General features: G+C 70.3%; 13 protein-coding genes. 6 read left to right on the top strand and 7 right to left on the bottom strand.

All coding sequences use genetic code 11. From position 1 onward, the window contains the following. Positions 1-79: 79 nt before the first annotated feature. From LX88_RS44155 to LX88_RS02930, 4 genes are all read right to left on the bottom strand, one after another. Positions 80-2,176, bottom strand: a complete 2,097-nt coding sequence (locus LX88_RS44155; RefSeq protein ID WP_258946313.1) for a CHAT domain-containing protein — start codon at positions 2,174-2,176, stop codon at positions 80-82. Further along, on the bottom strand, positions 2,173-2,532 hold the full coding sequence (locus tag LX88_RS02940; RefSeq protein WP_258946312.1) for a hypothetical protein: 360 nt from the start codon (positions 2,530-2,532) through the stop codon (positions 2,173-2,175). The genes LX88_RS44155 and LX88_RS02940 overlap by 4 nt, the downstream gene beginning before the upstream one ends. A gap of 55 nt (positions 2,533-2,587) precedes the next feature. Next, the gene (locus LX88_RS02935) at positions 2,588-3,118 is read right to left on the bottom strand and encodes an RNA polymerase sigma factor (protein ID WP_258946311.1); all 531 of its coding nucleotides are present in this window, start codon (positions 3,116-3,118) and stop codon (positions 2,588-2,590) included. A 96-nt stretch (positions 3,119-3,214) separates the two neighbouring features. Beyond that, complete coding sequence (locus LX88_RS02930) at positions 3,215-4,378, bottom strand: pyridoxal phosphate-dependent aminotransferase (RefSeq protein ID WP_258946310.1); 1,164 nt, start codon at positions 4,376-4,378, stop codon at positions 3,215-3,217. A gap of 227 nt (positions 4,379-4,605) precedes the next feature. Between LX88_RS02930 and LX88_RS02925 the strand changes: the two genes are divergently transcribed. Further along, positions 4,606-5,853, top strand: a complete 1,248-nt coding sequence (locus tag LX88_RS02925; RefSeq protein WP_372511161.1) for a DUF445 domain-containing protein — start codon at positions 4,606-4,608, stop codon at positions 5,851-5,853. On the opposite strand, the gene LX88_RS02920 is transcribed toward LX88_RS02925, so the two are convergent. Then, positions 5,826-6,311, bottom strand: coding sequence for a CGNR zinc finger domain-containing protein (locus LX88_RS02920; RefSeq protein ID WP_258946309.1), 486 nt, complete (start codon positions 6,309-6,311; stop codon positions 5,826-5,828). The two genes, LX88_RS02925 and LX88_RS02920, sit on opposite strands and share 28 nt — an antisense overlap. Positions 6,312-6,396: 85 nt before the next feature. Here LX88_RS02920 and LX88_RS02915 point away from each other — a divergent pair, with 85 nt between their 5' ends. The 3 genes from LX88_RS02915 to LX88_RS02905 are packed head-to-tail and all read left to right on the top strand — an operon-like array spanning position 6,397 to position 9,826. Further along, the gene (locus LX88_RS02915; protein ID WP_258946308.1) at positions 6,397-6,921 is read left to right on the top strand and encodes a PadR family transcriptional regulator; all 525 of its coding nucleotides are present in this window, start codon (positions 6,397-6,399) and stop codon (positions 6,919-6,921) included. Further along, positions 6,918-7,592, top strand: coding sequence for an ABC transporter ATP-binding protein (locus tag LX88_RS02910; RefSeq protein ID WP_258946307.1), 675 nt, complete (start codon positions 6,918-6,920; stop codon positions 7,590-7,592). The genes LX88_RS02915 and LX88_RS02910 overlap by 4 nt, the downstream gene beginning before the upstream one ends. After that, positions 7,589-9,826 (top strand): FtsX-like permease family protein, encoded by a 2,238-nt coding sequence (locus LX88_RS02905; protein ID WP_258946306.1) that lies wholly within the window; start codon positions 7,589-7,591, stop codon positions 9,824-9,826. Before LX88_RS02910 ends, LX88_RS02905 begins: the two co-directional genes overlap by 4 nt. On the opposite strand, the gene LX88_RS02900 is transcribed toward LX88_RS02905, so the two are convergent. Beyond that, positions 9,762-11,789, bottom strand: a complete 2,028-nt coding sequence (locus LX88_RS02900; RefSeq protein WP_258946305.1) for an NACHT domain-containing protein — start codon at positions 11,787-11,789, stop codon at positions 9,762-9,764. The two genes, LX88_RS02905 and LX88_RS02900, sit on opposite strands and share 65 nt — an antisense overlap. A 72-nt stretch (positions 11,790-11,861) precedes the next feature. Continuing rightward, a complete protein-coding gene (locus LX88_RS02895) occupies positions 11,862-12,929 on the bottom strand; it encodes a methyltransferase domain-containing protein (RefSeq protein ID WP_258946304.1) in 1,068 nt (355 codons plus the stop codon). A 117-nt stretch (positions 12,930-13,046) separates the two neighbouring features. On the opposite strand from LX88_RS02895, the gene LX88_RS02890 reads away from it, so the two are divergent. Both LX88_RS02890 and LX88_RS02885 read left to right on the top strand, forming a co-directional pair. Continuing rightward, on the top strand, positions 13,047-13,424 hold the full coding sequence (locus tag LX88_RS02890) for a helix-turn-helix domain-containing protein (protein WP_090066023.1): 378 nt from the start codon (positions 13,047-13,049) through the stop codon (positions 13,422-13,424). A gap of 5 nt (positions 13,425-13,429) precedes the next feature. Continuing rightward, complete coding sequence (locus tag LX88_RS02885) at positions 13,430-14,095, top strand: RelA/SpoT AH/RIS domain-containing protein (protein ID WP_258946303.1); 666 nt, start codon at positions 13,430-13,432, stop codon at positions 14,093-14,095. Positions 14,096-14,135 lie beyond the last annotated feature (40 nt).

Genomic DNA, 14,135 nt, shown 5'->3' with positions numbered 1-14,135 from the left:
ACGGCGGTTCCGAACGACCGTGGTGGCCCGCCGCTCTGCCCTCGGTGACGGCGGTGGGTGCCTTGGCCGCCTTCTCCGGTCATGGGCCCTGGGTGGACGTCGTCGCGTCCGGGGTCGACGTGCCGGCCACGGTCGGAGACTCCCAGCTGCTCTGCACCGGTACGTCGTTCGCCGCCGCCCTGCACGCCGCCACCCTCGTACCGGTGCCGTAGCAGCTGAAGCCCAGGTGGGCGACGGCCCGTGCGGCTTCCGCGGGGTGGTCGGCGAGCCGGTGGACCTCGGCCATGGCCGCACCGACCCGCGCGTCGGGCACCGGCAGCACGCTCGCGATCACCGCTCTGGTGCCGGCGTCGAGGAACGCGCGGGCGAGACCGGACTCGCAGGCCGACAGGACGACGATCTCGGGCGGGTGCTCGATCCTCGCCACGTCGTAGCCGTAGAGCGGGCCGTCCAGCAGGTCCAGGTGGGAGAACAGCGGGTTGTCCGGGTGGACGTGCCCGTGCGCCGCGATGTGCACGATCCCGGCACCGTTCAGCTGCGCCAGAGTTGATTCCACAGTGGACTCCACGACGGTGCCGCCGTGTTCTCGTTGCAGCGTGGGCACTTCGTCGTGGGACAGCCCGGGGCCGGTGACCCAGAGCCGGTGGCCGCCGCGGTCGGACGGCCTCCACCGGCTCAACGACGGAATGACGTGAACGCGGCGGCCCAGCGCCGCCCACGGCATCTCGGTGAGCACCCCGTCCGGGATGACGACCACCTCCTCCGCGTCCGGCAGCAGGTCGGTGGTGACGGCGCGCCCGGCCCGCAGTGCGAGCTTCGCGGTGCGGACGAGTTCCGCGGGGTCGGGGACCACGCGCATCCGGGCACGCCCGTCGACGAGCGTGACGGCCTTCATCTGTCCTTCGTGGAAGATGAAGCTGACCAGGGGTAGTCCCGTCGGCGCGGTGCTCGCGCTCACGCTTCTCCTGGAAGCGAGGGTCAGCCGTCGAACGTTCCGCTCCAACGCCTCCGGCGGCAGTCCGAACGCCTTCGCCCGCCGAAGGTCGGTGAGGGCTTGGGCGAGCCCAGGATCATTGGGAGGCAGGGGAATCGACGTCCGGTGGTGCTCTGACCAGTGCAGCACTTCGCGAGCTGTCCTGGCGAGGCCGAGCGCGTGCCCCGTCAGCTCGCGTCGCGGCCAGTCGCCGTGGTGCTCGTCGAGCACCTTCACACCCGCCCGGCACGCGGCCAGCGCACCCCGCCGATCAGACCGCCGCGCCTGCGCGAGCCACCCGAGCGCCCGCGTCTGGGCAGGTCCGCGAAACCGTTGCGCCGCAACGGCGTCGAGCTTCCCGGCCGCCAGCATGAACTCGGCGTCCGTGCCGCCGAGCCGGATCGCGGGAGCGGGATCGCCGTCGCGCAACGCACAGCGCGCGCTCAGCACCGCCAGCTCGGGCACGTGCCGATCGCACCGCCGCAGCAGCTCCATCGCGGGCGCCAGCACCCGTCGCGCGTCCGCCGTCAGCCCCGCCGCGAGCAGCGCCTCGGCCCTGTCGACGAGCGCCTCCGGCCGGCTCGCCGAGTCGAGACCGGCCTTCGCGGCCTCCTCGTACCTGCGCAGGGCCAGCGGCAGGTCGCCGGCGAGCATCGCGACGAATCCCCTGTTGTGCAGGCACATCGCCGCCCTTCCCGGCTCACCCAGCGCCCGCAGCACCGTCTCCGCCGCCCTGAAGTCGGCCTCGGCGGACGTCAGCCTGGTCGCGTGGCAGCGGGCGATCCCGCGTCCGATCAGCGCGTTGGCCAGCCACCTCTCGTCGCCGTACCGGCGCAGCTCCCGGATGACCGCCGTGAGTTCGGCGATCGCCAGCCGCGGTTCGGCGTCCTGGCAGAGGTGCAGCCCCCGCAGGCACCTGGCCCGAGCCAGCTCCCTGCCGCGCAGCCGTGGTGTCGCGAGGTCGAGGTGCTGCAGGCTCTGCCTGCGGCGGCCCCGGTCCAGCTCGATCCACGCGAGCGTGAGGTGGAACCGCGCCTCGCCGCTGAGCCGCAGCCCACGCCGGGCGAACCGCGCGGCGACGTCGAGGTGGCCGAGTTCGACATGGGCGACGCTGAGGTCGTGCAAGGCGTCGGCACGCTGCGCTTTGGTGCCACGGACCTCGGTCGCCGCGATGGTGGCTCGCGGATCGGCGCTGGCGCTCACGCGACGAACCAGCCGGTCGTGAGGCCCAGGGCGGGCACTGTCACGCACACCGGGCCCGGCCTGACGGTCGCGCGGAACCAGCCCTCGGGATCGGGCCGCAGTGCCTGGACGGCGGACGGGGAGTGGATCTCGACGGTGAGGCCGCTGTCGTCCAGCACGCCGGTGAGATGACCGGGGTCGAGCTGCAGGTGCAGCCGGCCGGTGCCGAGGTGGAACACGAGCTGGCGGGACGGGCCGCGGACCGGTTCATCCACAGGGGCCATCGGTTCGAGGCCCGTCGGACGCGGCGCGAGGGCAGGTGGCGGGGTGTCCGAACTGAACAGGTCGGCGATCTCGTCGAGCAGCGAATCCCTCATCGCGCACCTCCTGAGTCGAGCAGGCTGTGGACAACTTGCCGGGGCGGGGCGTCGCTCACCGCAGGTCCCCCACCTTCCGCCGCAGGTCAGCGAGGCAACGGCTGCGCGTGGAACCAACGCTCCCCAGGTTCATCCCCAGGGCGTCCGCAAGCTGTGCATAACTCAGTTCAGGGCTGTGGGCAGCGATCCTCAGCAGCCGCTGGCACCGCTCGTTCAAGGTCATCAGCGCGGACCACAGCCGGCGCTGCCGATCGTGGGTGATCGCGACCTCGTCGGGGCTCGGCATCACGGACGCCGGCTCCCAGAGGTCGTAGGAGACCTCACGGCCCCGCGTGCGCAGGACCGCTATCGACTGGCGCGTGGCGGTACGGACCAGCCAGGTCGCCAGGTGGTCCGGTTCTCGGAGGCGGGTGAGGTGTTCGGCCAGGCAGAGCCAGGTGCACTGGTAGACGTCGGCGGCATCGGTCTGGCTCAGGCGGAACGATCTGGGCACCGACCAGACCAGGCGGGAGTAGCGGTCGACGAGGGCGTCCCAGCCGGAGAGACCGGAACGCCACGCGACGAGAACCTCACTGTTCGAGTCCATGCCATTTGGAGTCGAACTCCGTTGCCGCGGCTCCCCACCTCACCCGAAAGTGGGTTGTCCACAGTTGTGGAGAAACTCATCCACACCTGTGGACAACTACAGCTTGTGGAGGCGCTCCACGGCTTCGTCGATCACCGCGTCCTGCTTGCAGAACGCGAACCGGATCAGGTGCTTCCACTGGTCTGGCCGGTCCGTGAACACCTGCACCGGCACGGCCGCGACGCCGATCCGGGCGGGCAGGTCACGGCACAGCGCCAGACCGTCCGTGTAGCCCAACGGCCGGACATCAGCGCAGATGAAGTACGTGCCCTCGGACGAACGCACCTCGAACCCGGCCGCGCGCAGACCCTCGGCCAGACGAGCGCGCTTGGACGCCAGCGAGTCCCGCAGCCCTGTGACCCAGTCCAGCTCAGCGGTCAGGGCGTGCGCGACAGCGGGCTGGAACGGCGCACCGCCGACGAAGGTCATGAACTGCTTGGCCGCCCGCACCGCCGACACCAGTTCGGCCGGACCGCACACCCAGCCGATCTTCCAGCCGGTGCAGTTGAACGTCTTGCCGGCGCCGGAGATCGACAACGTCCGCGCCGCCATGCCCGGCAGCGAGGCCAGCGGGATGTGGACGAGTCCGTCGAACACCAGGTGCTCGTAGACCTCGTCCGTGATGGCCAGCAGGTCGTGCTCCACGCACAGCGCCGCGATCGCTTGGAGCTCCTCCAAGCGGAACACCGTGCCGGTCGGGTTGTGCGGCGTGTTGACCAGGATGGCCCGAGTCCGCGGCGTCACGGCCGCACGCAGGGCGTCGACGTCCAGCGCCAACCGGCCGGAAGCGTCCTCGCGCAGGCCCACGGTCACCCGAGTAGCGCCTGCCAAGGCCACGGAGGCGGCGTACGAGTCGTAGTACGGCTCGATCAGGATCACCTCGTCACCGGCTTCGACCAGCGCCAGCAACGAGGCCGCGATCGCCTCGGTGGCACCGACCGTCACCAGGACCTCGGTGTCCGGGTCGTAGGACAGGCCGTACCGCGAGCGGTGGGCGGCGACGGCGCGGCGCAGCACCGGCATGCCCGGCCCGGGCGGGTACTGGTTCACCCCCGACGCGATCGCCGACTGGGCGGCCTGCAGCATCGACGAAGGACCATCGGTGTCGGGGAAGCCCTGACCGAGGTTGACGGCGTCGTGCCGCACGGCCAGCGCCGTCATCTCCGCGAAGATGGTCGACGTGAACGGCTGCAACCGGGGAACTAGCGCTGGTACCCGCACAACGCAGGATCTTCACCCGAATCGTGTGTCGAGGGAAGCCTGGCTCCCCTGGGTGTGAGAAATCCGCGCCATCGCAGCACCCGGAAAGTTGGCCACCACGCCGGACCGCGCCGGCAGGTTGATGAGGGGAGCTTTCATCAACCTCACGTTGATGAAAGCTCCCCTCATCAACGTCCGGGCCGGGCGCGCTCGGCCCCTAGATCCGGAAGTTGACGGACAATGGCGTTGTGGAGCAACTGACCGCCGCTGACCAGCAGAAGCGCACCGACCTGCGCAAGATGAAGCTCGTCGCGACGAGCTTCCTGATAGGCGCGACGATCATCTTCTTCGGCACGCACGCCTTCGAGGGCGCCTGGGTGGGCTACGTGCGGGCCGCCGCAGAGGCCGGCATGGTCGGCGCTCTGGCCGACTGGTTCGCCGTCACGGCCCTTTTCCGCAGGCCACTGGGGTTGCCGATCCCGCACACCGCGATCATCCCCGAGCGCAAGAACATGTTCGGGCAGACGCTCGGTGACTTCGTGGGTGTCAACTTCCTCAGTCCCGCGATCGTGCAGGACAAGCTGCGGAGGGCGGGCATCGCGGAACGCGCCGGGGCCTGGATCAAGCAGCCCGACAACGCCGAGCGGATCACCAACGAGCTCTCGAACGTCCTCAAGGGCGCGATCACGGTCCTCAAGGACGAAGAGGTCCAGGCGGTCGTGGAGCAGGCGATCGTGAAGCGCGTCACGGCGAAGCCGTGGGGTCCGCCGCTCGGCAAGCTGCTGCAGCAGGTGCTGACGGACGGCGCGCACCACAAGCTCGTCGACCTCATGTGCGACCGCGCCTACGAGTGGGTGCGGGACAACTCCGACAAGGTCAGCCTCATCGTCACGGACCGCGCGCCCACCTGGTCGCCCAAGTTCGTCGACGCCCTGCTCGGCGACAAGGTCTACACCGAGCTGGTCAACTTCGCGTGGGCGGTCAAGACGGACGTCAACCACCCGATGCGCCTCGCCGTCGACCAGTTCCTGATCGAGTTCTCCGGCGACATGCAGACCGACGAGGCGACGATGCAGCGCGCAGAGCAGGTCAAGCAGCAGGTGATCGGCCACCCGGACGTCCAGAAGCTGATCAGCAGTGCTTGGGGCACGGCCAAGAAGATGCTGATCGACGCCGCCGAGGACCCGTCCAGCGAGCTGCGCAGGCGCGTCACCCAGGGTCTGATCACGCTCGGCACCAACCTCACGGACGACCCGGAGCTGCGCGCCAAGGTCGACGGCTGGCTGGAGCAGGCCGCCGGGTACGTCGTCGGCAACTACCGCGCGGAGATCACCACGCTGATCACGGACACGGTCGAGCGCTGGGACGCGGAGGAGACCTCGCGCAAGATCGAACTGCAGGTCGGCAGGGACCTGCAGTTCATCCGGATCAACGGCACGGTGGTCGGCGCGCTCGCCGGCCTGGTGATCTACACGCTGGCCAACGTGCTGTTCTGAGCTCTTGTCCGTTTTCGGAACGTGCGGGCCTTCTCGCGGTTCCCGCACACCTGCATCGAGCACCAGGTGCGCGAGCGGTTGCGCGAGCGGTCGAAGAACGCACGCAGGCAGTCGTCGGCGGGACAGATCTTGAAGCGTTCCCACGAGCCGAGTACCGCGAGGCGGGCCGAAGCGGCGAGCACAGCGCCGAGCGCGTCCGAGCTCGACAGCACCGGGACGCCGTCGGTGAGCTCGATGTGGACGACGCCCGCTGCCGTCTGAGGCCCTGAGGACCCCTCGATGGACGACCGCAGCGCCGCACGAGCGGCGCGCGCCTGCGCGATTTCACTGCTCCGCCCGAGGCCGCGCTCGGTCACCCATGCGCGCCAGGAGGCTTCACTGTCCAGTACGTGTCGAGTGTTCAGGAAGTCGAGCAGCAGCTCGACGTCGTGATCCCAGCCGACAGTCAGACCAGTCACCCCACCACTGTAGGCGCCACGGCGTCGCTCGTCAGGCCGTCCAAGCAATACACCCGGTGTATACATCGTGTGTATAGTGCTTCTCATGTCGATCGGACACGCACTGTTGGGCCTGCTAGAGGGCGGTCCAAGGCACGGATACGACCTGAAGCGCGCGTACGACGAGCGTTTCGGTCACGACCGGCCGCTGCACTACGGACAGGTGTACTCGACCCTGTCGAGACTGCTGAAGAACGGCTTCGTGAGCGAGGCGGGCGTGGAGGCGGGCGACGGCCCGGAGCGCAAGCGGTACGCGATCACGGACGCCGGGGTGACTGATGTAGAACGCTGGCTCGGCACGCCGGAGAAGCCCGAGCCGTACCTGCAGAACACCCTGTACGCGAAGGTCGTGCTGGCCCTGCTGTCCGGCCGCAGCGCGACCGAGGTGCTCGACACCCAACGCTCCGCGCACCTCGGCACGATGCGCGACCTGACCAGGCGCAAGACGGACGGCGACCTCGCCGACCAGCTCATCTGCGACTTCGCCCTGTTCCACCTCGAAGCGGACCTGCGGTGGCTCGAGCTGACCGCGGCCCGCCTGGACAAACTCGCCGAGGAGGTGGCCCGATGACCCTGCTCACCGCTGAGGGCCTCTACAAGTCGTTCGGGAAGACGAACGCGCTGGACGGTGCCGGCATCTCGATCCGCGAGGGCGAGGTCGTCGCGATCATGGGCCCGTCCGGGTCCGGCAAGTCCACCCTGCTGCACTGCCTCGCGGGCATCCTGCCGCCGGACTCCGGCACGGTCACCTACCGCGACCGTGAGCTGACCACCATGAACGACGGCGCTCGCAGTGAGCTGCGGCGCACCGAGTTCGGGTTCGTCTTCCAGTTCGGCCAGCTCGTGCCGGAGCTCACCTGCCTGGAGAACGTCGCGCTGCCGTTGCGCCTGAGCGGCATGAAGCGCAGGGACGCCGAGCGCGCGTCGAAGGAGTGGATGGCCAGGCTGGAGGTCGACACCGTCGCCGACCAGCGGCCCGGCGAGACCTCCGGTGGTCAGGGGCAACGGGTCGCGGTGGCCCGTGCGCTGGTCACGTCGCCGAAGGTGGTCTTCGCCGACGAACCGACCGGAGCGCTCGACTCGCTCAACGGCGAGCGGGTGATGCACCTGCTCACGACCGCGGCCAGGGAGACCGGCGCGGCCGTCGTGCTGGTGACGCACGAACCGCGGGTCGCCGCGTACTCGGACCGCGAGGTCGTCGTGCGCGACGGTCGTTCACGGGACGTGGAGTTCGTCAGGTGAACCGGGTCCTGAGCGACCTCGCCCTGGGAGTCCGGCTGGCCGTCGGGGGCAGCCGGAAGTCCTGGGTGAGGCTTGCGCTCCAAGGCGCCGGCATCGGCATGTGCGTGGCCGTGCTGCTGCTCGCCGCGTCCATCCCGACCGCGTTCGGCAACCGCGACCAGCGGGGAGACGCCCGCAACGTCGTGGAGGAGGGCAACGGGGCCGCGCCGCTGTTGCTGGAGAACGGGTCGGTCGCCTACCGGACCGACTTCGTCAGCGGCGCGTACGTGCGCGCCGTGGTGGCGGACGCGCCCAAGCCTCCCGGAGTCGAGCGGCTGCCTGGGGACAACGAGATCATCGTGTCGCCACGGCTCGCGGACCTGCTGGCGAGCCCCGAGGGCGAACTGCTGCGGCCGAGGTTCCCGCAGAAGGTCATCGGCACGTTCGCGCCGGAGGGCATGGACGGGCCACAGGACCTCAGGTTCCTCGCGGGGGACTCGAAGATCCAGCGGAACGACGGCAACCAGGTCTACGCGTTCGGCCAGCAGTACGCCGGCGGTGGGCTGCCGACGATCCTGCTGATGCTCAGCATCGTCGGCGCTGTCGTGCTGCTGTTCCCCGTGCTGGTGTTCGTGAGCGTCGCGACCAGGCTGGCCGCCGCTCAGCGTGATCGCCGGCTGGCGGCGTTGCGGCTGGTCGGCGCTGGTGCGGCACGGGTGCGGCTGATCGCGTCCGGCGAGGCGCTGGCCGGTGCGGTGGTGGGGCTCGTCGTCGGGTTCGGGCTGCTGTTCGCCATCAGGCCGCTCGCTGACGACATCCCCCTCCCCGAGGTGGCGGTGTTCCCGAGCGACCTCACACCGACGTTGCCGCTGACGCTCGTCGTGGTTCTCTCCGTGCCGGTCCTGGCCGTGCTGACCTCGGTGTTCGCCATGCGCCGCACGATCGTCGAACCGCTCGGCGTGGTGCGCGAGCAGAAGCCGGTGAAGCGCAGGCTGTGGTGGCGGGTCATTCCCGCGCTGGGCGGCGCGGCGCTGCTGGCCAGCCAGTTCGGCAAGTTCGGCGGGCAGGCGAAGCCGGAGGAGTGGCCGATCATCGCCGGGGTCGTCCTGCTGATGTTCGCCGTCCCGGCGTTGCTGCCGTGGCTGGTCGAACGGGCCGTTCACCGGATCAGCGGTGCCACGCCCGCGTTGCAGCTCGCCGTGCGCCGGTTGCAGCTCGACGCGGGTACGGCGGCACGGGTCGTCGGAGGGGTGGCGGTCGTGCTCGCGGGCACCGTGACGCTGCAGGTGATCCTCGCGGGCGTCGAGAACGACGTGAAGGCCGAGGACACGCGGGAGGCGACCAGGACTTCCCTCAGCATCTCGGTGAACGAGGCCACCCCGCTCCCGGATCTGCCGGACGTGCTGGCCAGGACACCGGGTGTGGTCGGAGTGCAGAGCCTCCTGCGCACCTGGGCGACGACGCCCGACGACGGCCACACCACCATCGCGATCGGAACGTGCACCGCGCTCAAGACGGTGGTGGACCTCGAGGACTGCGCGGACGGCAAGACCTACCTCGTGCCGACCGGCAACGGTCTCGGTGACCCCGAGGCCGGTGACGTCGTCAAGTTCGAGGAGACGGGCGCCACCTGGACGGTGCCGGCGTTCGAGCGCAGGACCGGTACCCGCCTCGGCCTCTTCGTCACCCCGGCCGCGGCCGCGAACCTCGACCTCACCCACACGACCGCCGAGATCCAGGCCGAGATGGACATGACGCGGCCGGACGTCGCCGAGCACGTGCGCAACGCCCTCGCGCCCTACTCGTGGCGGGTGTACACCGTCTTCTTCGGTCAGCAGAACTCGTCCGAGATCGAGCAGGTGTTCCTGGCGGTGCGCAGGGCGCTCCACGGGGCCGCGCTGATCACGTTGCTGCTCGCAGGAGCGTCACTGCTGGTCGTGGGGCTGGAGCAGGTGCGGGAACGCCGCCGTCCGCTCGCGGCGATGGCGGCCAGCGGGGTACCGCGCGGCACGCTCGCCCGGTCGCTGGTGTGGCAGAACGGGATCCCGCTGGTGATCTCCACGGTGGTGTCGGTGGGCACCGGCGTCCTGCTCGGAGTGCTGGTCACGAGGGCGTTCGACGCCGAGGTGCACTACGACTGGGCGGGCATCGGCTTCGTCACCGGCATCTCGGTGGGGATGGTCGTGCTGGTCACTGCTCTGACGTTGCCTTCGCTGAGAAGGGCGACCGGCGCACTGGGCCTGCGGACCGAGTAGTCCTGGACGTCATCTCGTGCTCTGCCAGGCGGTCCTGCACCAGTCCGTGACGGAACTGGTAGCAGGCTCCCGCCCGGCAGAGCACGCCGAGCTTGCGCGCGTCCTCCAGGAACACCATCAGCTCCCAGGGCAGCTTTCCTCGCAGTGCCAGCCAGATCCGCGCGACGGTGAACCACCACCAGCGCAGGTGCAGCACGGCGAGTGCGAACCCGAGCATCAGCCCGGACGCGAGGCCCAGCCCGACCATGCCGGTCTGGGCGGGGCCGAACACCAGCGCCGCGGCCGAGCCGAACACCACGGCCAGCACGAGAGATCCGGTCCAGACGGCGATCCGGTCGCGGGCCATCGTCCACTGAGGACTGGAGGCCTGCGACAGTTCGGCGGCGCTCGACAACGCGAACCGCAGCGCGATCGCGACGGCGAGCCCGAGCCCGACCACGAGTCCGGCGGAAAGCCCGTACAGGGCACCGAAGACGAGTCCGCCGGCGAGCCCGACGACCCCCGGCACGAGCAGCAGGCTGCGCCAGATCCCCAGGCGGGGCTTGGCTTTGCGTTCGTGGGACGCGGTCAGCGCGGCGGCGCCGACGGCGATGCCCGCGACCAGGCCGGTGATCGGGGCGAGCGACGGCGTGATCGAGTACGCCATCAGCCAGCCGACGCCGAACCCGCCGATCGCGCCCAGCACCAGCGCGCCGAGCACGGCGAGCCACGTGTTGCCGACCGACCGGCGCAGCTCCCACCAGGCCAGTTCGCGGATACCTCGGTCGCGCATCTCGTGGGCCAGGAACTCGAGCCACTTGCGCGCCCTGTCCCGCGGCCAGACCTGCGTGGCGCCGGCGTGGTGCGCGAACGCCCTGTTGCCGAACGCCCGCGACACCAGTTCGTCGCAGAGGTGGTCGGAGATCGACCGCGCGTCCGGGAAACGGCCGCGGTCGAGCAGTTCGGTCGGCTCCGCCTCGCTGTCGGCGTAGACCATGCTCGCGAGCCACATCGTGAGCGGCGTCGACAACGCGTCCGCGAGCCTGCCGTCCGGTTCCTCGCGCAGCTGGATGAACACCGGCTCCCAGCGCGCGGCACCCCAGCTGTCGGCGCTCGCCCGCAGGTACGCGGCGACCTCGTCCAGGTCGAGCGGGGCCAGTTCGACGACGTCCGCGCCGGGCAGCGGGCCCGCGAGGTGGACGGCCTGCGCGAACTCGCCGGTGCGGCAGGTCAGCACCAGCGGGCGCTTGGCGGGGAACGCCTTGGCGATCCGCGCGAGAGCGTCCGCGCGCTGGTGCGCGGGGACGTCGTCGAGGCCGTCGAGCACGGGCAGGACCAGGTGCTGCTCGATCAGCAGGTCACCGGCGTAACTGCCGTACAGCTCGGTGTTGCGCAACGCCGGATGGTCCTCGTACAGCCTGCGCGTGAGCCACGTGCGGATGTCCTCGACCGCCGGGTTCCACGTCGACAGGGGCAGCAGCACCGGCACCATGCCGCCGTCGTAGCGGTCCAGCAGGCCGCACGCCAGCAGCATCGCGACCGTCGACTTGCCGGTGCCGGCCCCGCCGATGACCACCATGCGCCGGTTGATCTGCCGTTCGAACGCGCGCACCACCGCGTCGCTGCGTCCCGGCGGCGCGGCCGGCTCGTCGCTCACGTCCAGCTCCGGCGCGATCCAGTGCAGGTCGAGCAGGTCGGGGTCGGTGAGGCCGCGCGAGCGGACCTCCTCGTTCCACTGCGCCTGCAGGCCGACAGCGAGTGCGCGGCACGCCGCGTCGAGGTGCTCGTCGGTGCTCAGCGCGGCGTTGTGCCTGCGCCGCACCCACGGATCGAGCAGAGCCAGCAAACCCAGGAACGCCACCGCGAGCACGATCAGCCACAGGTGCGCGTTGATGCCGTGGTCGGTCACGAACAGCCCGGCCGCGGTGAGGAGCGCGGTCAGCACGCAACCGGTCAGCAACGCCTGCTGACGGAATCTGGACATGCGTCGCATCATGACGCACCGCATCCGCGAGGGGTCGATTCAGTGACCCGTGTCGTGACGTTTGGTTGTTGATCACAGGTGCCACCGGAGGCCTCCCAGCGTCAGGTGCTGGCCCTCAGGTCCGATCGTGATCCCGAACTGGCTGCGCCGGGGTTTTCCCAGCTCGTGCCAGGCGACGAGCGCGTCCTCCGCGATGTCCCACAGCCGACGTGGGCCGCCCTGGTCGACGTGGGAACCGTGGTGGTGCACCCAGGAACCGTCCGAATGGGCCAACCAGTTGGGCCCCGCGACGACGCCCGGCAGCGCGATGCCCGCGAAGAACTCGAACGGACTGGACGGGTCGAGCACCGTGGTGAACGACAGCGTGGTGGTGCTGCGGTCGAACGCGCCCTCGCCACCCGGCGCCGGCCGGTGGGCGTGGGCGCGCAACGGCATGAAGCGCCCGTCCTCGGTGAGCACGCGTCCTTCGCCGGTGCCGTCGCCGTGGGAGACGACGCGGACGAGGCCGGCGCCGATCGGGCGGTGCAGCGTCGTGACCACCAGTCCGCCCGGTTTCGTCTGCTCCAGCCAGGCGAGCGGGATCGTCGCGACGGAGCAGGTGGCCAGCACGCGGTCGTACGGTGCGCGGCCCGGATGGCCGAGCGCGCCGTCGCCCGTCACGCAGGTGGGGAAGAAACCGTTGGCGTGCAGGCGTTTGCGCGCTCGTCGTGAGATGTTCGGGTCGACGTCGACCGTGGTCACGTTGTCCGAACCCACGGCGTGGCACAGAAGAGCCGCGTTGTACCCCGTGCCCGTGCCGACCTCCAGCACCGACTGTCCGGTGTGGACGTCCAGTGCCTCCAGCATGATCGCCATGATCGTGGGCATGCTGGACGAGCAGGTCGGTGTGCCGCCGGTCACCGTGTCGTCGCCGTCGAACTGGGTAACCCACACCCGGTCGGCGTAGACGAGCTCCAGCCAGCCGGGGTCGCTCGCGGTGAGCTGTTCCCACTCGCCGCTGTGCAGCTGGCGGTAGAAGCGCGGCAGGAACTCGTGCCGGGGGACGGCCTGGAAAGCCTTGTGCCACTTCGAATCGCGCAGCACTCCGTCGCCGAGCAGCTGGTTCGCCAGCTCGGCGCGCAGGGCCCCGGCGTCGTCCATGTCACCCACACGGTATCCCTGTGGCGGAGCACACGCAGCGATTGCTTGCAGGGTGCTTGCAACTGCTAGCACTCGTCGCTAACGTGGTCGGTGGCACGAGGAACGGGAGCGGGAACAGTGGACAAGTCCATCGACAAAGCAGTCGCGGACCTCGGCCGCAACATCGGTGAGTACATCCGCGAGCAGCGCAACACCGCCAAGATCTCCTTGCGGGAGTTGGCGAAGCAGGCGGGTGTCTCCAACCCATACCTCAGCCAGATCGAGCGAGGACTGCGCAAGCCCAGCGCGGAGATCCTTCAGCAGATCGCCAAGGGCCTGCGCATCTCGGCCGAAGTGCTCTACGTCGAGGCCGGGATCCTCCAGCAGCGCGAAGGTGGTGCGTTGGCGGACGCCATCGTCGCCGCGACCGATCTGACCGAGCGGCAGAAGCAGGTGCTGCTCGACGTCTACGAATCTTTCCGGCGGGAGAACACCGCCACCAACGAGGAGGACTGATCTCCATGCCGAAGCTCACCCAGGACGACGTTCGCAAGGCCGCCGAGCAGGGCGCCCACGCCGCACGCCAGGCGCTGCTCGCCGCGCTCGGTGCCGGTGACCTCGCCGCGAAGGCGGTCGTCGAGGCCCTGAGCAAGGCCAAGGAGCGCGCCGACGAGGCCCGCACCCAGGCCAAGGACCTCCCGACCGAGCTGAACGACCTGCGCGACAAGCTGCAGCCGGCCGAGCTGAAGAAGCTCGTCGACGCCTACACCGCCTCCGCGGTGAACCTGTACTCCTACCTCGCCGACCAGGGCGAGCAGACGCTGGAGCAGATCAAGGCCCAGCCGCAGGTCAAGCAGGCCGTGGAGCAGGTCGAGCAGGCCGTCGAGGCCGCGCAGAAGCGCGCCGGGTCCGCTGCCGCCGACGCCCGCGTGATCGCGGACGACGTGCTCGGCAAGGTGACCCGCCGCACCCGTTCGGTCGGCGAGAAGGTCGCCCTCGAGGTCGAGGACGCCGCCGAGAAGCTGGCGGAGGAGATCGTCGAGGTCGGCGGCGAGGCCGCGCACGAGGTCCGCAGTACCACCCGCAAGACCGCGAACCGCACGGCGCCGCGCAAGCCGGCGACGACGACCCGCGCCACGACCACGACCACCGCGGCGAAGAAGACCACGCCGAACACCACCAAGTGAGTCGCTGAGAACCACCGGGAGGGGAGCGGTCCGCGAGGGC

Origin of the sequence: Lentzea californiensis, from assembly GCF_024648825.1 — a bacterium.
GTDB lineage: Bacteria > Actinomycetota > Actinomycetes > Mycobacteriales > Pseudonocardiaceae > Lentzea > Lentzea californiensis.
Note: the sequence above shows the minus strand (reverse complement) of the source record. Positions and strands in the feature narration are given on the sequence as shown.